This is a genomic window from Streptococcus moroccensis, assembly GCF_030812835.1.
GTDB classification, from domain to species: Bacteria; Bacillota; Bacilli; order Lactobacillales; family Streptococcaceae; genus Streptococcus; species Streptococcus moroccensis.
This window is the reverse complement of sequence record NZ_JAUSTM010000002.1, coordinates 20750-40939: the sequence shown is the minus strand read 5'-3', so window position 1 is coordinate 40939 and position 20190 is coordinate 20750. Positions and strand designations below refer to the sequence as shown.

Below are 20190 nucleotides of genomic sequence, written 5' to 3'. Positions count from 1 at the left end.
AGTTTATTACTTCCTAATTTTTTCAGTTTGTTGATAAATTTGTTTAAGAATGGTTAAAAACTGTTCCATCTGGCTCATGTCAGTGTCATCTCCAAGACTGACACGAACGGCTGTGGTTGCGATTTTACTGGGTACTTTCATGGCCAAGAGAGTCCCCGCCGCATGTCCGGCTTTTGAGGAGCAAGCACTGGTCGTTGAGAGGTAGATGTCATGGCTTTCAAAAGCATGCACCACAACCTCACCACGAACATTTTTTAAGCCAAAGGTGATGATATTGTTTGTAAAGTTTTCGTGGCCCGAAAACAGGGTGATATCAGGATAGGATTTTAATGCGTCGACCAGGACATTTTTAAGCTTGGCTTGACGTGCTTGGACGAGTTCTGCTTGTTCTAGAGTCATCCGCAAGGCCTTTGCTGTGGCCGCAATACCAGCTACATTTTCAGTCGTTGAACGAAGTTCATTTTCTTGACCGCCTCCCGTTAATAGGGGGCTAATTTTTTTTCCAGTTTTTTTGTAGATAAAGCCCACACCCCTGACACCATGGAACTTATGGCTAGAGAAGGTTGCAAAATCTACACGATCTGTCAAATAGGCCTCATTAGCTACTTTCCCGACAGCCTGAACAGCATCCACATGAAAGGAAATAGTCGGTTTGTCAGCAAGAAGCTCAGAAATAGCTTGTATTGGCTGGATGGCTCCAATTTCATTATTAACCGCCATGACCGAGACAAGGATGGTATCTGATCTAATTAAGCTCTTGAGTGCCTCCACATCCACAAAACCTTCCTTGGTCACTGGGGCTAAGTCCACTTCGAAACCCAACTCACGTAACCAGAGGGCGGATTCTTTCACGGCTGGGTGTTCAATCGCTGAGACGATTAGATGTTTCCCGAAAGCCTGCTTTTCAAAAGCAACACCCTTAATGACCCAGTTATCCCCTTCCGTTCCCCCTGAGGTGAAGAAAATCTCCTCTGGAAGCTTACCAAGAAGCTCTGCTATTTGCTTTCGGCACGCTTCTAAAATCCGTGTTGCCTGCGTTCCTAAATTGTGCAGGGAACTGGGATTGCCCCAAATTTTTTCAGACACTTCTTTATAGGTGTGAAGCACTTCTGGGTAAGGTTTTGTTGTAGCGCTATTGTCTAAATAAATCATTACGTTTCCTTCTTCGTTTGGCAAATGCCATATTTTAAAATTATACCATAAGAACACCATTCCAGCTATAATTAGAAATAAAAGAAAGGTCAGACGCTAATAAATGCTCTGTAAGCAAAGCTGTCCGACCCAAATTCAGGTATTTTTTATAATATAGCATCAAAGGACTCAGGAAGAATTTGTCCACCATCAATAATTAGAGTTTGTCCAGTGATAAATCGCGCTTCAGGACTGGCTAAAAAAGCCACAGCAGCACCAATGTCAATCGGTTCGCCCAGAGTATGCGTAGGTATAGTTGCCTTCATTTGCTTAAGGTAATCCTCCCCCTGCTCAATGAGACCTTCTGTGAGAATATTCCCCGGTTGTACAGCATTGACCGTAATCCCAAACTTAGCATACTCAAGCGCTATACTTCGCATAAAACCTAATTGACCTGCCTTAGTGGCGCCATAATGGGACCAACCTGGAAAGCCTGTAACTGGTCCTGTGATTGATGAGGTCAGAACAACTCGGCCATAAGTTTGCTTTTTCATGTGTTTTAAAGCCTCTTGAACAACCAGGAAGGTTCCTTTAAGATTGACGGAAAAGATGGCATCCCAATCATCTTCTGACATATTTTCCAAAGTTTTTTGTGGGAAAATCCCTACATTTGAAGCTAAAATATCAATTCTTCCATATGCCTCTATAATCCTAGAAAACACTTGAGACACTTGCTCAGCCTTGGTCACATCGAGGTTCAAAAAATCTATTGGTAATTCTCTTGCCAAAGCTTCTCCAGCCTCCACATCCTTATCCAACACGATAACTTTAGCCTCTTGAGCCAGCAAGGCATTCACAATACCTTTACCGATACCTTTTGCTCCCCCAGTCACAACAGCTATTTGCTCTTTTAATTGAAACATAAGTAGCCTCCTTTTTGTAATCGTTCTCACAATCATTATACACTTCAAAAAAGGAAAAGTAAATTGCATTTTCCTTTCATTTTAAGTGTTTTCGAATAGCCTGTACAAGCTTTTGACTAGAAATATCCTCCACCTCACAAACACTTTCTAGCATGTCCCTAAAGCTTTTGCCATATTTTCGATTGAGGACACGATTGTCTAAGATGATAATGGCAGAGCTTTGTAGTGGGCGCCTACTGCTGCGACCAATGGCTTGTTTCAATTTAAGAATAGTCTGAGGCAAATGGTAATCTTCGAAGGGTTTTCGACCAGTTAATCTGAGATAGCGGTTAATTTTTTGGACAAAGCGGTCCTGTGGATTTTCAAAAGGAAGCCGAGTTATCAAAACCAGCATCTGATCGTGATTGACAAAGTCAACCCCTTCCCAGAAAGCACCCGATCCAAGTATAATCTGAGCCTCACCTCGTTCAAATCTTTTTTTGATATTGGCGGCTGTCCCATGACCATGCTGGGCGAGATGATTGATACCGAAATCACTCAGTAGTCGAGAAACGGCTAACAGTGATTGATTGGCATTAAAGAGCACCAACATTGGCTGGCGTAGGCGCTCTAATCGTTTAATCTGGTGAGCAATTAAGTCAGCATAGGCCTCAAGGGACAGATCTTGAATTTGCGGAACATCTTTTAAAAGCCAGACCTTTTGATTAGCCTGCCGGTCTTGTGGCATATGGCCCATTGTGACTTGCTCTGTTGAAAACCCTAAAAGTTGCGCTAGATTAACCCTTTTGCTAATTTCAAGAGTCGCACTGATACAGAAAAGTTTGGTTGAGTCTGGCAATAGATCCTTAAAATAGAGGTAATCTAAACTGGCCGCATGCAAAACACGGATGCGTTTGTCATCACCAACTTCTTGGGTCACCCAAAAATCATCAAACTGGGGGGCGAGAACCTCTGCTAAACGTGGTAAAACAGTTGGGCCTAATTCTCCTAAATCTTGCCGCATTTGAGACACACAACTCTCCACAACAGCCTCTTTGCCTGGTTTACCGGCACTATCGGCTAATTGCTCCATATGATAGGAAATGCTTTCCAATAATCTTCTAGTCAAGAGATCGGGGCTTTGGCGATAAAGGACCTCAACCTCGCTAATCAGGCTAGCTAAGCGAACCTGTCGCCGTGAGAAATTCTCTAATTGAGACGGCATTTTCTGGGCCTCGTCGATGACTAAGATAGCATCCTCTACAAAAGCTTTGTCATCCACAACTCGCGTTAACAGGTAGGAGTGATTGGTAACAATAACTTGGCTGACCTTAGACCTCTCATAGCTTTGTTGCCAAAAATCATCATCTCGAAACAGGCTTAGCTCGCTAATCTTACCATCATGCCGTAACTCGTCGAAATAGGGCATGAACCCTTGCTTTTGCTTGATTTCGGCTAAATCACCAGTCTTGGTCTCTGTCAACCACACGAGTACCAACATCTTGTAGCGATTAACTAACCGGTTGTCATCCTCACGCTCCAAGGTGGTCCAAAAATTATCTAACTTAATGTAGTTGTCAAACCCTTTAAGACTATGGCAATTGATGTGAAACACTTCTCCCAATCGTCTCCCTTCGGTCTCCATAATCTGGTCCTGCAAGAGTTTGGTAGGGGTTGAGATGACCAGTTTTCTTTTGGGGTATTTGGCCAGAATCGGTAAGAGATAACCATAGGTTTTACCAATACCGGCTTGCCCCTGAATAAAATTAATCTTTTGATCATCCAAATGCTGAGTAACCAGACGGGCAAAATCCGCTTGCTGGGGACGCGCATCCAAGTCAAGCAAGGCCACATTATGCTCAAAATCTGGAGCCAGATGGTAAGCTTCACCATAAACCAACTGTTTTTTTAAGATTAAATCCAGAACCTGATTGTATTCTTTAGAGATGTTTTGCTGGGCATAGGGAAGCAATTCTGTAATTACCAAGCTGGACTCGTAAATGAAATGGTCAGCATACTGCATGATTTTGGTAAGCGTTACTTGAGGAAGACACATAATCTTTTGCTGAATCTTAAGGAAAAGATGAGCTGTCGCCATGGCATCCGCAATAGCTGTGTGAGCGTCAGTCAACTCTATTTCTAATTCTTCCGTAATATAACTTAAATTGTAGCGGTCCAAAGTCGGAAAGAACACTTGACTCAGCTCTACCGTGTCCACCCGTGGCGTCCGAAGTTCAAACCCTTCAAAAAAAAGAGCTTCTGCCAATAAATTAGCATCAAACTTAACATTATGTGCGACAAAAACCGCATCCTCAATCAGGTCATAAATGTCACGCGCCACCTGTCCAAAATCAGGAGCCATTGCCAGCTGAGCATCGGTAATCCCTGTTAATTGTTTAATATGTGGTGTCAAGGGCTCATGAGGATTAACATCCGTTTCGTATGTCTCAAGAATGTGACCGTTTTGGACGATAACAATTCCGACCTGAATAATCTGTGCATCTGCACTTGCTGAGGTCGCTTCCAAATCCACGACGGCATATTTCTTGGTCTTGATTTCGTGTTTCATAGTGGTTTTATTATACCATAAGTTGGCTAGTGATTGGGAGGCGGGAAATCTTTCTTACGATGTTCTTACCAGTGCAGATGATAGCCGAATTTACCCTTAAAACAAAAACAGAAATACTGCAAGTGAGTACTTCTGTTTTATATTAAAATGGAGCCGATAGTCGTTGATGTACAAATCTTTGTCATATTCGAAAACCTTGTTTTCCACCCTGTCTCCTTTCTAGGTTGGTTGATGTACGTTTTTTTCGTATTTTTTTCCTAAAAAAATATCATCAAATTGAACGTTAAAGAACAAGATATATTTTTTTAAGGTCTGATAGCCAATATCAGAGCTATCTTTTTCTAATCTTGCGATTGTTTGACTCGACACACCGAACTTCTCAGCAAGTTCTGCTTGAGTCATTCCTTTGTTGACTCGCATAGCTTCAAGTGTCCATTGCAACACCCCCACCCCCTTTCTATCTAAAATCTTCCGTACTGACACCGAGGGCATCGGCTAGTTTGCAGACGGTATCAAAATATAACCTCTTGGTCCGGCCCGCTTTTAAAGAAATCAAGACGTTTTGACCAATACCAGCTTTCTTACTGACAGCATACATGGTTGTATTGTTTTCTGTTATTAATTTATTAATTTTTTCCCACATTTTTCCACCATCTTTCCAAAAACACAATATGTTGTGTCCTAAAAGTTATCCACAACTATATATTGACAAGTGAATATAATTAAGATACAATATACCTATGACATACAGGTAAATAAATCCAACTTTAACTACCAAATCAAGTGATTTCCTCCTGTGTGTCAAATATATTAGAAAGGAGGAGTTTTATGGCAAAATCGAAATCAACTTGTAAACCATCAAAGCCAGTTAGCAAAGCTGGTAAAACATTAGCGACAAGCAAATCTCCGTCTGCTAAATCAAAAGCTGGTAAAACATTGGCGAACCACAAAGAAGCTAAACACTAAGAAGACTTGGATTTTCGCTCAAAACTTGGTGCAGTATGATTGAAAATCGTGTTACCAACTCTTCGTCTTGCTCCTTGTAACCAGCTTCTTGTAGAATAGCATGTGTTAATTCATGAATTAGCACTTGCTTTTTTCTTTCTTCAGACAGTGATTCACGAATATAAATTATCTGCTGTTCGTAGTCACAATATCCCCACAGGTTACGTTCATCATCATAAGCTTTGAAATGCTCCTTAATTACAACGGTGTAATTTAAGCCACAGACTTTTATGGTTTTCATAGTTCCCCCCTTTCTATGTGGTATAATTAAAATAAAATGATTGGAGAATGATATGGAAATTATCACTTGTAAATATTACACTGGCAGTAGAGATATAGTAATCGAAATCCCTAAATATTGCCCAAATTGTGGCATAGGAAACAATCCCAAAAATGAATACATCGCCAGTATTAACAATTGTACTGTTTACAGCCACTTCTGTAATCCATGTAAAAAATACCATTACTCTGTCCAAGATAATCTAACTGACAGCACAAGAACCTTGCTCCTTGTTTACCCTAACAAAACAATCGTCGACATCGACCCTGTTTTTATTGAGCATGCGCCAAGGTTTGTAGAATTCTATTCCGAAGCAGTCGAAGCTGAAAAACTAGGTCTCGTGAATATCGCAGGCACAGGCTATCGTTCAGCTATCGAATGTCTTATAAAAGACTACGCTCTTCATTTTGAGTTAGACGATGCAGAATATCTGTCCAATCCTAGATTGACTTTTAATAACGCCATCGATCGTTATGTCAAAGACGATGATTTATTAAAAGGCGCTCTTCACTTTATACGAGAGATTGGTAACCATTACACGCACTGGAGCAAAGAAACAGATATCCCCCTAAGTGTTTTAAAAAGCTATGTAGAAATCATCATTCAGATATTTAAATCCAAATTTATGTTGAAACATCTTCCTTCTTAATTTCTAGAACTTCTTCGATCTTACAGACTCTCTCCTCTTGTTCTATCACTTTTTTAAAAAGTTCTTCAACAGATATTGCAATTATCTTTTCCATAAATTCCCCTTCCTAGCCCTTCTGGGCTTTTTTCTTTGATTTATACTTAACAACCTGACGAGCGACAAATGATGTCACCAACAATCCAAACAACCATTTCATATTGCTTTCTTCGGCAGATGATGATACACTAAAGATAAGAGGTTGGGGATTGCTCCCCGTTCTCTTATTTCTTATTTTTAGTAAGTTCCGCCTTGTGCTCAAGCACTTGTTTGTGCCATAAGCGGGCTTCTCTTGCCAAGCCTAGCATGATTATCGGAAGTGTCAGTTCCTTATCTGCTAGGCTTTTTATGATGTGTTCCATCATCTGCCTTGCCTCCTTTCCTTGAGCTTGATTATATTATAATACGTTTTTTTCGTATTGCCAACAGTTTGTATCAAAAAAATAAGATTTTTTCGTATTTTTTATTGATTATCCTACAATTTTGATATATAATAAAATTAGAAAACGGAGAAAATAAACTATGAAACAAGTCGATAATATAGAAAGAATTAAAATTATTTCAGCTAATATCACTAAGTTTAGAAAAGAGTTAGGAATAACTCAAAAAGAATTAGCTGAGAGGCTGGATATTAAACCTAGTACACTTTCTGACTACATCAATTTACGGAGCGCTCCGTCTTTTGGAGTCATTCAGAAATTAGCTGACGTATTTCGAGTTAAGAAGTCAGATATAGACACAACTTTTAAAGAGTCCCTACAAGCCCCAGACGATCTTGTACAGGCGATTAATGACAAGGTGGTACAATTAACCCCACCACGCAAACAGAACGTCCTAGGGTACGCTACGGAGCAATTAGAGGAACAAAAACACGAGACCACCGTTTCTGAACCATTAGTCGAGTACCACGTCTATGAACGTCTCTCGGCTGGTACTGGTGAAGCTGTCTACGAGGACTACAACTACGACACTGTTTATTTTGAAGAAGAAATCAATCACGACATTGCTAGTTGGGTATGGGGTGATTCAATGGAACCAACCTATCTAAACGGCGAAGTCGCCTTAATCAAGGAAACAGGTTTTGACTATGACGGTGCAGTCTATGCGGTTGTATGGGACGGACAAACCTATATTAAGAGAGTCTATCGTGAAGAAGACGGCCTACGTCTCGTCTCGCTAAATAAAAAATACGGTGACAAATTCGCACCGTATGATGAAGATCCACGCATCGTTGGGTTAGTCGTTGGGCATTTTATGCCGATGGAGAATTAATCCAGGTCGAACAAATGATCCAGGAAGAATTTAAGAATATAGTTGGAATATAGATAGGAGATAAAGATGGATTTTGATAAGTTAAAATCACTAGCCAAGACCGCTGCTGACAAAACTAAAGATGGAATTGTAAAAGCAAACGATATGAGAAATAAAGCTAATCAAGAGACTAAAATCAGTCTTCCAGCCTCTAACAGTTTCTCAAGTGCTACTTCTATCCGAAAAACAATAGATGGAAATTTTTATATTGGACCATTTTCAGAGAATCCTACTTTATTCAGCTTTGCCGGTTTTAACTATGATGGTTCTAAGGTGATTGAAAAAACAATGACAAAAGGGAGAACTAGCCAGCAAGGGAGAACCGGGAGTGTGTTGGGTGGCGCTGCATTGGGTACAATTCTTGCTCCTGGTGTTGGAACTATGGTCGGAGCTATGGCTGGCGCTAATCGTAAGAAAAAAGGTAAAATGGATTCCGTGTCAACAACAACCTCTGAGGAGAAACCTGGTAAAGCATCGATTCTGCTACGTGACCTTAACACAGGAGAGATTAAAACAATAGCTACTAAATTGACACAAGCTGAAGCTAATAACGTCCAAATGTTTTTTATGAATTAATTTAATTTTTATTTAAAACAAAAACCCCCACGTCCAGTCGGCAAACTAAAACGTGAGGGGGCGCTATTCATAAAAGTAAGACCGTAAAAGGTCTCTTTTACTATACCTATTTTAACATATAAAGGAGGTGGAATCAATGGAAATAAAGTCTTATCAAAAGAAAGGTCAGACTTTTTACAAGTTTACATTTTACATTGGTATGGTAGACGGTAAGCGTAAATATATCAAGCGAGCTAATTTTAAGACTAAAAAAAAGCTCGAACCGCCTTTATGTTACTGCAAGAAGAAATCGAAAAACCAAAAAGTGAAATGACATTTAGAGAGCTGACTGATAAATGGTTGAAAGACTATGAGAGAGATGTCGTTGAAAGCACCTATATCAAGACAGAGAGGAATTTAAAGAATCACATATTGCCATCTATCGGGGATAGACAGATTGCTGCGATCACACCACTTGAATTACAAAACCATGTCAACGAATGGGTTAGGAAAATTAAATACGGAGGCAAACTCCTTGGCCTCGTAAGAAATATTTACCGATATGCCATACGCTTCGAATATGTTGAATCTAGTCCCGCCGAGAGCCTATCTGCCCCCAAAATAAAAAGAGAGATAAACAGCAAGAAGAAATTTTGGAATAAAGACGAATTGCAGAAATTTATGGAACTCGTAGAGGAAACCGAAGATATTAAGAAAATTGCACTTTTTCGTGTCCTGGCATTTACGGGTGTCCGCATAGGAGAATTACAAGCCTTAACTTGGGATGATTTCTACGACGGCACGTTAAACATCAATAAAGCCGTCTCTCGTGGCCATACAGGACTTGAAATAAGCACGACGAAGAATAAGTCTAGCGAACGTTTAATCAGTTTAGACGGAAAAACAGAGGCTATTTTAAACGACTTGAAAAAGCAATGCCCTAAATCAAAATTGATATTTGGAAATAGCCAAGGCGGAATTATGCCACCGCCACTTCCGAGAAAATGGCTACTTTCGATAATAAAAAATAGCGACCTTGAACTAATCACGATTCATGGATTTAGACACACTCACGCTTCTTTGATTTTTGATGCTGGTATGACTTTGAAACAAGCTCAGTATCGTCTTGGACATTCCGATTTGAAGACCACCATGAATGTCTACACTCACATCACACAGAAAGCGGTGGATGATATTGCCGATAAACTATCCAACTATCTCGATTTTTAAAACTGGTAATCAATTTGGTAATCACTATTATGCAAAATTAGATAAAAACAGAAAAAGAAAAAACCCGCTAAACATTGATTTAATCAATATTTGCGAGTTTATGAAAAGTTATGAAACTTTAAAATGGAGCCGGTGGGAGTCGAACCCACGTCCAAACACCTGCCAACATATTCGTCTACAACCATAGGCCCTGTATTACTTTAACCAAGGCTCGACACAAGGCTCAAGCCCAACTTTGGCGAGTCTCTGGATCTCGTAGCTTAAGGCGAGACAAGCTCAAGCTACCAGCTTACTGTTTTAAGACCTCAGGCTGCCGTAAGCAAACGGCCTTTGGTCACGCCCGCAGGTTATTAAGCTGCTAAAGCGTAAGTGTTTGTATTTTTTGCAGTTATATTTAACTGAGCGTTAACGTCGCCACACGAGTTGCAGAACATGCCTCATAATGCCTGTCGAATCCGTAACGACCCCAAAATGAGATACTTCATTATACCAAATAAGGTTTGAAATCACAAAAAATTACTTTGCATGGTATAATCATAGTATGTATAGATTCTGGCAAAAAACATTTAAAGTTTTAGGCATTCTAGCCCTAATCGCTTCCTTTATCGTCGTGATTGTTCTTTATAAAAATGGCATCCTCAACGATCAAAATGCCATGAAAGACTGGGCAATGCGGTATCCACTGATTGCCCCATTTGCTTTTTTCTTAATTCAAGTCGTTCAGGTGGTATTTCCCATTATTCCAGGTGGCGTTACGACTGTGGTAGGATTCTTAATTTTTAAACCAATTCTTGCTTTCTTTATTAATTCAGGCGGTATCATTGTTGGTTCTTTAATTCTTTTTCACATGGCAAGAACCTATGGCAAAAAATTTTGCTTACTCTTCATGTCTGAGGAAACCTTTTATAAGTACGAGCAAAAAATTGACAATAAGCGAGGATTTGAAATCTTCTTTATCCTTTGTATGATTTCGCCGATGGCTCCTGCCGATATTGTGGTCATGATTACGGGCTTGACCAGTATGTCCTATCGTAGATTCTTCATGATTATCCTGCTGTGCCGTCCTGTCTCCATTGTTGTTTATAGCTATCTATTGATTAATGGTGGGGAATGGCTTCAGCGGTTCCTCCTTATAAAATAAAGCAAAATTACCCTGCTCCAGTTTATTGGCAGCAGGGTTTCTTTTTGAAGGTTAACTGTCTTTAAGAACCAGTCGCATAAGTAATTTCATAAGTTCCATCGAGGCTTGTTCCTGTTTCATCTATCGACTGGGTTCGCCGTGCAAGACCAAGCGTCACTTGTCCATATCGAAAATCTGGGTGACTGATGCTGGCAAAACCATAGGACCTGTAAGCTGGATCTAGCAAAGTATGCAGATGGCCATTTGCACTGTTAGCATATCCATTAGCACTATTTAACGCATCCACTTCACCATATGCAAAACCATTTGCATTGGTCAGAGCAGCCTGAATATCAAGCCCCCACTGGATAATTTCACTGTTGAAACTCTGGCCACTTAGCAGGTCTCTGGCTGTGAAGATACTTTCTCCATTAGCTCGCAAATGAGCAATTTGGCGATGTACTCCTGTTTCTACAGCCCTTTGAATAGCAAGGCGTTCCAGAGAATTATTCCATGTAAAGAGTGTGGCATACTGCTCAGCTGAGGTAATCCCTTGTGTTGCGAGATAGCTTCTCAGGTCTGTTCCGTTAAATTTCGGATTAACATTTTGATACATATCTCGTCTCAGATTTGCAAGCTCCGTCATCGCTTTGGTTTTCACCGACGATTGATTGAGGGCGACCTGTATGCTGGCTGTCTGACGAACAGTGTCTCCTAAGGAGACCTGTAACTGTGCGGTCTCAATCGCATCCCCTGAAGCATTTGTTACTAGATCAGTGTTGTTTTCATTGGTTGAATCGGATGTTTCAGAAATAAGAGCCTCGTCGCTATCTGATTCCACTAAGATGGTGGCATCACTTTCATTCGTCTCTAATTCAGGAACCACAAAAGCTTCAGTAACACTGGGTTGCTCTACGTTACTTGGAACATTTTGGTCATCAGAATAAGTACTGCTATCCTCTGGGGCACCAACGACTGCTTGAGTTACCTCAGGCTCTGTCATTTCAGAGACATCTTGTGGTAATTGAAGTGGTTTTTCTTCTTGAAGAACGTTGTCTAAGTAATTTTCTTCTTTTGCCTGATACTCAGCTTTTGTTTCTGTCTCACTAACCGTTTGATCACCTATCTCAAACCTGACATCCTCAGCTTCTCCATACTGTTCAAAAGACTTTTCGTTTAAAAAATCAATAAATGGTAGGTGAAGAGTAGCTTTTGATATGGCAGTCCTTTGGGTTTGCTTAGGCTTTCCAATGATGTATCCTTTGAATCGAAATCCATTTATAGCAGTCCGATAATCAGTTAATTTGCTATTAATCGAACGATATTGTGTGGTGTTTTCATTTGAGAAAATTTGAACAGTTTCAGGAAGACTCGTAACCACTTGAGTGTATTCTGTCGCCGTGAAACCTGTTTCTGTATCATAGCGATAAGTCACTTCAGTTACTGAGCTGTCTGCTAGAACGGGCACTGTCCCACTGACTCCACTCGCTATTCCAACACTGGTCATAAGGGCAACCTTACTGACAAGTGTTGGCAGTTTTTTTCGTTTCTGACAACTTACTCTTCGTTTGTCATTTTTTCTTTTTAGCATTTTTTCTCCTTCACTATTGGGATGATGGAGACATTGTAACATGGGAAAGAGGACAATGCTTTTACAAGATAAAAACAATCTCAAGTCAATATGTCATCGGATAGCTTTTTCAATACCCTATCTTAACTGATATGCAATCTTAAGGTTTTTTTTCCTTTAAATGAGGGACTTGTTACAGGGTTAGCACAAGTTTTTCAAAATGTTGTAACACTTTTTGAGACAATAAAGACAACATAAACTAATTTCCGAATGGTTATAATATAGAAAGACTATCTTAATCATGCAAAAAACCAGAGTCACACATAACTCTGGTTCATATGTCATAATGACTGAAATCTTATAAGAGCTCCTCAAATTGCTCAAGGGTGCTCAAAAATCACTAATTCTGAATTTTAAAGTTCAGTTGCCTAATTGATAGCCTTTACTGCCTCGATAGCTGGCTCGTAATCAGGCTCGGAATTGACATTGTCAAGGTACTCGACATAGGTTACTTTGTTGTCTTTATCAAGGACAAGGACCGCACGCGCCAAAAGATGCCATTCTTCCATCAGCACACCATAGGCCTTTCCGAAACGATTATCATAGTAGTCAGACAGCAAAATAGCATTGTCTAGCCCTTCTGCCGCACACCATTTGTCTTGAGCAAACGGCAAGTCAGCCGAAATCGTAATGACAACCGTGTCGTCAAGTTCTGATAGAGCTTCGTTAAATTTACGGGTCTGGGTAGAGCAGATACCCGTGTCCACAGATGGCACGATGCTGAGAACTTTTTTCTTACCATCAAAATCCGATAAAGATTTCGTCGATAAATCAGGCGCCATCAAGCTAAACTCAGGTGCTATGTCTCCCACTTGTAATTGCTTAGCTGTGTCGACTGTAACTGGTTTTCCAATAAATGTAGGCATAAGTTGTCTCCTTTACAGGCTTTTTGGGGTAAGTCTGATATGAAACCCTTTTCTTTTATTGTAATGAAATTAGGCGACAAAACCAATTATTTTGATTGCAAATTATTAGCATCAGTTTTTTCTGTTCCATCCTTCCCCAACTTCTCTTTGACCCGTTCAGCCACTTGGTAGGGAACGCCTGCTTCTGCAATTTCTTGCACGCTAGCTTGGCCGATTTTGGTAATGGATTTGAAATGCTTGAGGAGGTTTTGTTTCCGCTTGGGCCCAAGGCCCTCGATGTCATCCAGTTTTGACGAGAAGGCGTTTTTGCTGCGCACTTGTCTGTGGAAGGTAATGGCAAAGCGGTGGACTTCATCCTGAATGCGCTGGAGCAAGAAGAATTCCTGAGAATTCCGCTTGAGTTCGATGACCTCTAAAGGCTCCCCAAAGAGTAATTCATGGGTCTGGTGGCGATCATTTTTTTGCAGACCGGCGACAGGAATGTGGGCCATACCGATGGTATTTAGACTTTCTTTGGCTGCATTGACCTGGCCTAAGCCCCCATCGATAATAATCAGGTCAGGCTCTGCCAGGCCTTCACGTTTTACCCTACTGTAACGACGCTGAATCACTTCTCGCATACTGGCGTAGTCATCAGGCCCCTGGACGGTCTTGATCTTGTATTTACGGTAATCATTCTTGCTGGCCTTGCCATCGATGAAGACAACCATGGCGGAGACAGGGCTGGTTCCCATGATGTTAGAGTTATCAAAGGCTTCAATGCGGCGGAGTTTATCCAGTCCCAAAGCTTGGCCGAGACCTTCAATAGCGCCTTGATTTTTGACCACATCTTTTTCCAAGAGGTCAAATTTTTGCTGCAAACTGACCTTGGCATTCTTGATGGCCAACTGGACCAGTTGCTTCTTCTCCCCTTTTTGGGGCTGAATCACCTTGGCTGAAACCAAGGCTTGGGCCGACTCTGCCTCAATCGTATGGGGCAGCAGGACTTCCTTTGGCATGAGGTGCTGACTATCCTGGTAAAATTGCCCTAAAAAGGTCAGGAAATCATCGTCAGGCTCCCCATAATAAGGAAACAGTTGGCTGTTGCGCTCAATGAGCTTACCTTGGCGGACAAAGAAAACCTGAACAGACATCCAGCCCTTGTCGACGGCATAGCCGAAGACATCGCGGTCCTGCATGTCATGGGCAATGACCCGTTGCTTGGTCCGTAGGGTTGAAATCCCTTCGAGCACGTCTCGATACTCGGCTGCTCTCTCGAACTCCCAATTTTCCGAAGCCTTAGCCATCTTGGCTTTAATCTCATGGACAATCTTATCGTCCTGACCGTTCAAAAACTGTCCAACTTCCTTGGTCATCTGTGCATAATCTTCACGCGTTGGCATATTGTCGCCATGCGCTAAACACTGTCCGAGATGGTAATAGAGGCAGTATTTATTCTCAGGAAGTTTGCACTTGCGAAAAGGGTAAAGGCGGTTGAGAAGTTTTTGAATCTGATTGGCCACATAAGCGTCAGGATAAGGGCCAAAGTAGGTCCCTGTCCCCTTTTTGACCTGGCGACTGATGATGATACGAGGGTGGCGCTCATTGGTTATCTTGATAAAGGGATAGGACTTGTCATCCTTAAGGAGAATATTGTACTTGGGCTTGTTTTCCTGGATGAGGTTAATCTCAAGCAGCAAGGCCTCAATATTAGAAGTCGTGACGATAAACTCAAAATCCTCAATCTCAGACACTAAAAGCTCGGTCTTGGTATCGTGACTGCCTCTGAAATAAGACCTCACGCGATTGCGGAGATTTTTGGCCTTGCCCACATAAATAATCTGACCATTTTTGTCTTTGTGGAGGTAGCAACCAGGGCTGGTCGGCAAGAGCTCCAACTTAGCTTGAATCGTTTTGTTCATGGGTTTATTATACCATAGCAGAGCAGACAAAGGAAAAAAGAGCTAATCCCGTTAGCTCTTTTAATCCAGTATAGTCAGCAATTGCTCCAGATCCGTGACCGTGTAATCAGGTTGCCACTGACTGGTGTTTTCTAGCTGATTAAAATTGACCCAAATGGTTGTCAACCCTGCGTCAATGCCGCCAGGAATATCAGCTGTCAAACTGTCTCCAATCATGACTGTCTGATCTGGCTGAAACTCATCTATCTGCTCTGCTATTTTTTCAAAATAAGCCGCCAAGGGTTTAGCCGTCCCCATCTCTTCCGAGATAAAGAGGGCGTCAAAGCGTTCGAGTAACCCCGACTGGGCTAGGCGCCCACGCTGGATGCCACTGATGCCGTTGGTCGCGGCGTAGAGCTTATAGCCACGGTCTTTTAGGGTATCTAGGAGCTCATGAACGCCAGGATAGGTCTGACCTTGCTGGGACAGAAAATATTGGTAACGGTCAGCTAGATAGACGCCGTCAAGCTCACGACCGATATGGGCAAAGGCTTTGGCAAAGCGGGTAGAAACCAATTCTTGCTTCGTGATTTCTCCTCGCTCCAAGGCCCGCCACATGCCTTGGTTCATGGGAATATAGTAGGCTTTCAAGGCTTGAATATCTTCAACCTCTTGCTCTGCAAAAAGAGCATCCAGTGCAGCATCTTCAGCCGCATCAAAATCAAGCAGGGTGTGGTCAAGGTCGAAGAGAAGGTATTTGTAGGGCATCATTTTTATCCAATCAATTAATCATTTTATTATAACACAACAGTCTGATTAATTAAAAAATCATTATCATATTCTTCATTATTAATTAAAAATATTTTCTTAAGAAAATTAGCATTATATTTTCCATTTTTTTCTCCTAGGCCTTGGATTATGTTAATTATATTATAATTTTAAAATACTCAAGGGACAAGATTTGTTCCCAATGTAAATTTTCAAAATGTAAAACCCTTAGATACATATTTTCTAAGGGCTTCATCTTCAGTCTAAAAGTTTTATCAGGTTTTTAAATTTTGAACAAATAAAAACAAACAAATCATAAATTAAAATGATGGTTTCATTTACTCCAAACTATGGCGCTCGCCCAGTAAGAAGTCGTCACTGTTTTCAAACATTTGTGCGATACTAAGCGGTTGACGGGCGGTTAATTTGACAAAATCACTAACAGGAACATCTAAAAAGCCTTGTGTGACAGTTGTTCCAAAACTAACCATACCTTCAGAAGTCGCTTGAATAGGACTCTTGCTGAAGTCTCCATCTGTATCACGTGGAACACCTATAGAATCAAAATAGGCATAAAGTTCATCATCTGTTAATTTGGTATAAGAGATCGTATTCCCCGTAGCCTTATTGGCAATATCCAGAAAATTTTGATAGGATACTGGTTCAACACCGTTGATATTTAACACTTCTCGGTGTAGCAAATCATTTGAAAGTGCACAAGTCGCAGCAAAGGCTGCATCTTTACGAGAGATAAACCAAACCCGTCCATCTCCCATGTTTTTGGCAATACTGGTTTCTTTGGCGTCAACAGCCCTCAAATAATCACTAATAAATGCTTCTGCAAATAAGGAATTGCGTAAGAAAATATAGTCAAGCGGAGAATTTTGAATAATGGCTTCGGTAAAACTGTGATCAATATTTTCGATACTTGGGTTTAAGGGATGACTGGCTGAAAGTACCGAAGTATAAACAATTTGTTTTACATTTGCTTTAACACAAGCCTCCACTACATTTTGATGGGCTTTTCTTCGATTTTCTCCAACAAATGGCATCGAAATCAAAAGAACCTTGTCTGCATTTTCAAATATTGTAACCAAATTTTCTTGCGAATTGAAATCTGCCACTGCTGTAGCAATGCCATTTTCTTTGTAGACTGTTAAGGCTTCTTCTCTTGGGGCTGTAAACAACAGTGATTCTTTTGGAAGTAATTCTTGAATATATTGGGCTACTTGCTGACCAAAGTTCCCATCTACCCCATTTACAACAATTTTGGACATAGAAACCAACCTCCTTAATTGTCTTGTGAATGGCGTTCTCCAACTTGGAATTCCGCTTGGTTTTCGAACATGTAACGAACCGTCAAAGCTTTATCACCAGTTAAGGTTTCAAAATCTTCGGTACATAGATCCATTTTACCCTCACGAATAGCTTGTGCAAAGGTCACCATCCCTTCAGAAGAATATGGTGCTTCTGAATCTTTTTTGAATTCACCATCCGTTGTTCGTGGAACACCCATCGCATCGAAAATAGCATAATTTTCTTCATCAGTAATCGCATTGTAAGAAATAGAATTCCCAGTCACTTCATTTCCAATTTCTACAAATTCCGCCATCGTCATTAACTCTGGACCATTGATATTTTGAATCGAGTGATGCAGGTCATCTGCTAGCAAAGCATGTGCAACTGCTTTGGCACAATCTTTTCTTGAAATGTAAGCCATTTTACCATCGCCTTGGCTATTCGCTAAAGGTGCATTCATATGCACAAAGGTAAAATAATTGGTAATCATGGCTTCCGCGTATTGTGAATTGCGCAAAAAGATATAGTCTAAGCCAGATTCTTCAATGTATTTTTCAGTAAAGGCATGGTCAATTTTTTCAACACTTGGGTTTGTCGGGTCAGCAGCATTCACTAAGGACGTATAGACAATTTTTTTCACACCCGCTTCCTTTGCGGCATCTACAACATTTTTATGGGCTGCTTGGCGTTTTTTGCCAACAAATGGCATTGAAATTAAGGCAAGAACTTCCGCACCCGCAAATTTTTCAGCTAAACCTTCCGAATGGTTGAAATTCATTTGACGGGTATCAACTCCTTTGGCAGCATAGGGAGCAAGGGCCTCTTCACTGTATCCTCCAAAAATAAGATTCTCAGTTGCTGTCAATTCTAATAAATAGTCTGCAGCTAAACCTCCGAGGTTTCCATCTACTCCTGTTAACAAAACTTTTGACATGTGAATTATCTCGCTTTCTTTTTTGATAATTCTATTATAATGGAAACGCTGTCAGAAATCCAATTTGATTTTTTTATCGCCTATTTGTTTTTATGATTGATAATCTAGAAAAGCCTGTATAAACTCTTCTACAGCCTTATTTTCAGTAGTTTTATCAAAAGCAAGCACAATGTCATAAGCATGCTGGCTTCCTTCAATGGGAACATTTCGTATCAGACCATTAAGTTTCGACAAATGATAGTCTTCTGTTCCAAAACCAATCAGTTGCTCAGACAATATATAGAAAAAACCTTCTTCAAAATCATCTACTGTTCGCGCTATATTTGGAAAGTATCCATCTTTTAGTGAACGTTCTTTCATCGTTAGAAAACTTTCGCCCATACTATCTTCACTTAGCATCAATAAGGGATGACGATACAAATCTTCGACTTTAATCAGCGATGACTCAAACAAGGGGTGCCCCTTAGCAACCAAAGCTTGGTAATGGCCAGACTTTACTAAAACCTGTGACAGTTTTTCACTTGTAAACTCATCACTAAATGATAAACCAATATCAACTAAGCCTTTTTGAACAAAGGATTCAATGTCCTTACAGGCAACTTTTTCTAATTCAATGGTGATCGGATACTTCTCCTCTCTTAAAAAGGATACAAAAGGCATTACTAATTTTAAATCGCTTAAGGAAGTATAGGCTAAGTGCAAACATGGGATTTGTGTTTCTGACGAATGCCGGATTTGCTCTTTAGTTTCATCGAATTGTTTTAATAAAAGCTTGGCATTGTTGTAAAAAACTTTTCCTGCTGCAGTTGGTTGAATAGGGGTTACAGTACGATCAAAAAATCGTGTCTCAAATTCTTTTTCGAGTGACGTGATGTACTGACTCATCGAAGCTTGTGAAATATAATTCTTTTTGGCTGTTTCAGTAAAATTTCGACATTCATATAAATCCACAAAATAACGTAGTTTTTCGATATGCATTTTTTGACACCGCTCTTTCAAATACTATACTGACATTATAGCATGTATTTGATTGGAGTAAGATTTTATGTTGTAGATTTCCTATTCCCTCACACCGTACTGAACTGGGATGTCAAGGTGGTCTCTGAGGGTTGACCCTTCGTAATCTTCATGAAAGAGCTCACATTTTTGTAGATCTTGGATTTCAAAAAAGTTAACTCAAATCTTTCTAAACGTTAAAATCTCAAAACTCAACCATCAGAAATAGCTGAGTTCACTTTTTCTAAAAATTACTAACAATATTATAGAGGCATACCGTCAAAAGTCCTGTCATCAGGATCGCATAGATCCGATTGACCTGTTTGTCCGTGCTTTTGTGATTGATTACCGTCCCGATATGGCCACCTAAGATGGCAGCAATGACTATCAGAGGGACAAGAGCCCATCTGAAGTTCTCTGGAGGGGCAACGGTCAGTAGTTTTAGAACTTTGGGGATCTGGGCAAAGAAAATCATAGCGATGGAATAAGGGGCTGATTCTTTAGTAGTATAAGACATCATTCCTACTAGAACAATGATATTCAGAGGTCCGCCACCAATTCCCAAGAAAACAGATAGGGCCCCGACAAGCATTCCGACTACAATAATGGTTGGTAGGTGTTTGAGATGGTATTTGGGAAATCTGTATCGAAATTGGGTAAAGAGTAAAACAGATAAGAGGACGATGAAGAGCAAGATAGACTGCACCAAGGTAACCGTGTGATTGGGCACCGCCTGAGTCAAGCGCTTGAAAACCATCTCTCCCAGTATCCCACCTACAACAGAGCCGATGGACAAACCAAAAAGAATCTTCTTGTCAAACGTTACCCCGTTTTTGGCATGTTTGATGATAGAAGACAGGCACATGGCAAAGACAGCGATCGTCGCATACATGCCTATCACTGTAGCATTATCGATGCCAATAAGATCAAAGAGAGGTTTGATAATCGCTCTTCCTCCTGCTCCTGATGTTGCCCCAATGGCAATCGCAAACAAAACGATAAGTGTGTAAAGTAAGATGTCCAAGTTAG

20 protein-coding genes, 1 other RNA gene and 1 pseudogene are annotated in these 20190 nt (G+C 40.6%); 6 read left to right on the top strand and 16 right to left on the bottom strand.

Annotated features, from left to right (window positions below; translation table 11 throughout):
- Positions 1-6: 6 nt before the first annotated feature.
- From J2S23_RS01190 to J2S23_RS01170, 5 genes are all read right to left on the bottom strand, one after another.
- Positions 7-1152: a cysteine desulfurase family protein gene (locus J2S23_RS01190; RefSeq protein ID WP_307120938.1), complete on the bottom strand. Its 1146-nt coding sequence runs from the start codon at positions 1150-1152 to the stop codon at positions 7-9.
- 146 nt (positions 1153-1298) lie between these two features.
- On the bottom strand, positions 1299-2054 hold the full coding sequence (fabG, locus tag J2S23_RS01185) for a 3-oxoacyl-ACP reductase FabG (RefSeq protein WP_307120937.1): 756 nt from the start codon (positions 2052-2054) through the stop codon (positions 1299-1301).
- Between the two features lie 76 nt (positions 2055-2130).
- Complete coding sequence (locus J2S23_RS01180) at positions 2131-4602, bottom strand: bifunctional DnaQ family exonuclease/ATP-dependent helicase (RefSeq protein ID WP_307120936.1); 2472 nt, start codon at positions 4600-4602, stop codon at positions 2131-2133.
- A gap of 219 nt (positions 4603-4821) precedes the next feature.
- Positions 4822-5043, bottom strand: coding sequence for a helix-turn-helix transcriptional regulator (locus J2S23_RS01175; RefSeq protein ID WP_307121052.1), 222 nt, complete (start codon positions 5041-5043; stop codon positions 4822-4824).
- Positions 5044-5059: 16 nt separating this feature from the next.
- Positions 5060-5245 carry a helix-turn-helix domain-containing protein gene (locus tag J2S23_RS01170; RefSeq protein WP_307120935.1) on the bottom strand — a complete coding sequence of 62 codons (186 nt, stop codon included), beginning with the start codon at positions 5243-5245 and terminating at the stop codon, positions 5060-5062.
- Between the two features lie 185 nt (positions 5246-5430).
- Between J2S23_RS01170 and J2S23_RS01165 the strand changes: the two genes are divergently transcribed.
- On the top strand, positions 5431-5568 hold the full coding sequence (locus J2S23_RS01165; RefSeq protein ID WP_307120934.1) for a hypothetical protein: 138 nt from the start codon (positions 5431-5433) through the stop codon (positions 5566-5568).
- On the opposite strand, the gene J2S23_RS01160 is transcribed toward J2S23_RS01165, so the two are convergent.
- A complete protein-coding gene (locus J2S23_RS01160) occupies positions 5558-5848 on the bottom strand; it encodes an ImmA/IrrE family metallo-endopeptidase (protein WP_307120933.1) in 291 nt (96 codons plus the stop codon). The two genes, J2S23_RS01165 and J2S23_RS01160, sit on opposite strands and share 11 nt — an antisense overlap.
- A 52-nt stretch (positions 5849-5900) precedes the next feature.
- Here J2S23_RS01160 and J2S23_RS01155 point away from each other — a divergent pair, with 52 nt between their 5' ends.
- Entirely contained in the window at positions 5901-6536 is a 636-nt protein-coding gene (locus tag J2S23_RS01155; RefSeq protein ID WP_307120932.1) for a DUF4145 domain-containing protein, read from the top strand.
- 260 nt (positions 6537-6796) lie between these two features.
- On the opposite strand, the gene J2S23_RS01150 is transcribed toward J2S23_RS01155, so the two are convergent.
- Entirely contained in the window at positions 6797-6937 is a 141-nt protein-coding gene (locus J2S23_RS01150; protein WP_307120931.1) for a hypothetical protein, read from the bottom strand.
- Positions 6938-7094: 157 nt separating this feature from the next.
- Between J2S23_RS01150 and J2S23_RS01145 the strand changes: the two genes are divergently transcribed.
- From J2S23_RS01145 to J2S23_RS01135, 3 genes and pseudogenes are all read left to right on the top strand, one after another.
- Positions 7095-7844, top strand: a complete 750-nt coding sequence (locus J2S23_RS01145) for an XRE family transcriptional regulator (RefSeq protein ID WP_307120930.1) — start codon at positions 7095-7097, stop codon at positions 7842-7844.
- A gap of 66 nt (positions 7845-7910) precedes the next feature.
- Positions 7911-8459, top strand: a complete 549-nt coding sequence (locus J2S23_RS01140; RefSeq protein WP_307120929.1) for a hypothetical protein — start codon at positions 7911-7913, stop codon at positions 8457-8459.
- Between the two features lie 136 nt (positions 8460-8595).
- Positions 8596-9668 (top strand): annotated as a pseudogene (locus J2S23_RS01135) (tyrosine-type recombinase/integrase).
- Positions 9669-9789: 121 nt separating this feature from the next.
- Here J2S23_RS01135 and ssrA read toward each other — a convergent pair.
- Positions 9790-10136, bottom strand: a transfer-messenger RNA (tmRNA) gene (ssrA, locus tag J2S23_RS01130).
- Between the two features lie 73 nt (positions 10137-10209).
- Between ssrA and J2S23_RS01125 the strand changes: the two genes are divergently transcribed.
- Entirely contained in the window at positions 10210-10809 is a 600-nt protein-coding gene (locus tag J2S23_RS01125; protein WP_307120928.1) for a TVP38/TMEM64 family protein, read from the top strand.
- Between the two features lie 61 nt (positions 10810-10870).
- Here the strand turns inward: J2S23_RS01125 and J2S23_RS01120 are convergent, their stop codons facing one another.
- The 8 genes from J2S23_RS01120 to J2S23_RS01085 all read right to left on the bottom strand — a co-directional run bounded on the left by J2S23_RS01120 (position 10871) and on the right by J2S23_RS01085 (position 20185).
- Entirely contained in the window at positions 10871-12379 is a 1509-nt protein-coding gene (locus J2S23_RS01120) for a CAP domain-containing protein (protein WP_307120927.1), read from the bottom strand.
- A 407-nt stretch (positions 12380-12786) separates the two neighbouring features.
- Positions 12787-13284 (bottom strand): thiol peroxidase, encoded by a 498-nt coding sequence (gene tpx / locus J2S23_RS01115; RefSeq protein WP_307120926.1) that lies wholly within the window; start codon positions 13282-13284, stop codon positions 12787-12789.
- An 86-nt stretch (positions 13285-13370) separates the two neighbouring features.
- Complete coding sequence (gene uvrC / locus J2S23_RS01110) at positions 13371-15185, bottom strand: excinuclease ABC subunit UvrC (RefSeq protein WP_307120925.1); 1815 nt, start codon at positions 15183-15185, stop codon at positions 13371-13373.
- Positions 15186-15245: 60 nt separating this feature from the next.
- The gene (locus J2S23_RS01105; RefSeq protein ID WP_307121051.1) at positions 15246-15932 is read right to left on the bottom strand and encodes a YjjG family noncanonical pyrimidine nucleotidase; all 687 of its coding nucleotides are present in this window, start codon (positions 15930-15932) and stop codon (positions 15246-15248) included.
- A gap of 338 nt (positions 15933-16270) precedes the next feature.
- A complete protein-coding gene (locus J2S23_RS01100) occupies positions 16271-17209 on the bottom strand; it encodes an NAD(P)H-binding protein (protein WP_307120924.1) in 939 nt (312 codons plus the stop codon).
- 14 nt (positions 17210-17223) lie between these two features.
- A complete protein-coding gene (locus J2S23_RS01095; RefSeq protein ID WP_307120923.1) occupies positions 17224-18165 on the bottom strand; it encodes an NmrA family NAD(P)-binding protein in 942 nt (313 codons plus the stop codon).
- A 90-nt stretch (positions 18166-18255) separates the two neighbouring features.
- The gene (locus tag J2S23_RS01090) at positions 18256-19143 is read right to left on the bottom strand and encodes a LysR family transcriptional regulator (RefSeq protein ID WP_307120922.1); all 888 of its coding nucleotides are present in this window, start codon (positions 19141-19143) and stop codon (positions 18256-18258) included.
- A gap of 262 nt (positions 19144-19405) precedes the next feature.
- Complete coding sequence (locus J2S23_RS01085) at positions 19406-20185, bottom strand: sulfite exporter TauE/SafE family protein (RefSeq protein WP_307120921.1); 780 nt, start codon at positions 20183-20185, stop codon at positions 19406-19408.
- Positions 20186-20190: the final 5 nt, after the last annotated feature.

What these genes read in the sequence shown, in the direction of transcription:
- J2S23_RS01190 (WP_307120938.1), bottom strand. Translation starts at nt 1,152, where the DNA reads ATGATTTATTTAGACAATAGCGCTACAACAAAACCTTACCCAGAAGTG.
- J2S23_RS01095 (WP_307120923.1), bottom strand. Translation starts at nt 18,165, where the DNA reads ATGTCAAAAGTTTTGTTAACAGGAGTAGATGGAAACCTCGGAGGTTTA.
- J2S23_RS01120 (WP_307120927.1), bottom strand. Translation starts at nt 12,379, where the DNA reads ATGCTAAAAAGAAAAAATGACAAACGAAGAGTAAGTTGTCAGAAACGA.
- J2S23_RS01155 (WP_307120932.1), top strand. Translation starts at nt 5,901, where the DNA reads ATGGAAATTATCACTTGTAAATATTACACTGGCAGTAGAGATATAGTA.
- J2S23_RS01140 (WP_307120929.1), top strand. Translation starts at nt 7,911, where the DNA reads ATGGATTTTGATAAGTTAAAATCACTAGCCAAGACCGCTGCTGACAAA.
- J2S23_RS01125 (WP_307120928.1), top strand. Translation starts at nt 10,210, where the DNA reads ATGTATAGATTCTGGCAAAAAACATTTAAAGTTTTAGGCATTCTAGCC.
- fabG (WP_307120937.1), bottom strand. Translation starts at nt 2,054, where the DNA reads ATGTTTCAATTAAAAGAGCAAATAGCTGTTGTGACTGGGGGAGCAAAA.
- J2S23_RS01150 (WP_307120931.1), bottom strand. Translation starts at nt 6,937, where the DNA reads ATGATGGAACACATCATAAAAAGCCTAGCAGATAAGGAACTGACACTT.
- J2S23_RS01180 (WP_307120936.1), bottom strand. Translation starts at nt 4,602, where the DNA reads ATGAAACACGAAATCAAGACCAAGAAATATGCCGTCGTGGATTTGGAA.
- J2S23_RS01105 (WP_307121051.1), bottom strand. Translation starts at nt 15,932, where the DNA reads ATGCCCTACAAATACCTTCTCTTCGACCTTGACCACACCCTGCTTGAT.
- J2S23_RS01100 (WP_307120924.1), bottom strand. Translation starts at nt 17,209, where the DNA reads ATGTCCAAAATTGTTGTAAATGGGGTAGATGGGAACTTTGGTCAGCAA.
- J2S23_RS01170 (WP_307120935.1), bottom strand. Translation starts at nt 5,245, where the DNA reads ATGTGGGAAAAAATTAATAAATTAATAACAGAAAACAATACAACCATG.
- J2S23_RS01145 (WP_307120930.1), top strand. Translation starts at nt 7,095, where the DNA reads ATGAAACAAGTCGATAATATAGAAAGAATTAAAATTATTTCAGCTAAT.
- J2S23_RS01160 (WP_307120933.1), bottom strand. Translation starts at nt 5,848, where the DNA reads ATGAAAACCATAAAAGTCTGTGGCTTAAATTACACCGTTGTAATTAAG.
- tpx (WP_307120926.1), bottom strand. Translation starts at nt 13,284, where the DNA reads ATGCCTACATTTATTGGAAAACCAGTTACAGTCGACACAGCTAAGCAA.
- uvrC (WP_307120925.1), bottom strand. Translation starts at nt 15,185, where the DNA reads ATGAACAAAACGATTCAAGCTAAGTTGGAGCTCTTGCCGACCAGCCCT.
- J2S23_RS01090 (WP_307120922.1), bottom strand. Translation starts at nt 19,143, where the DNA reads ATGCATATCGAAAAACTACGTTATTTTGTGGATTTATATGAATGTCGA.
- J2S23_RS01165 (WP_307120934.1), top strand. Translation starts at nt 5,431, where the DNA reads ATGGCAAAATCGAAATCAACTTGTAAACCATCAAAGCCAGTTAGCAAA.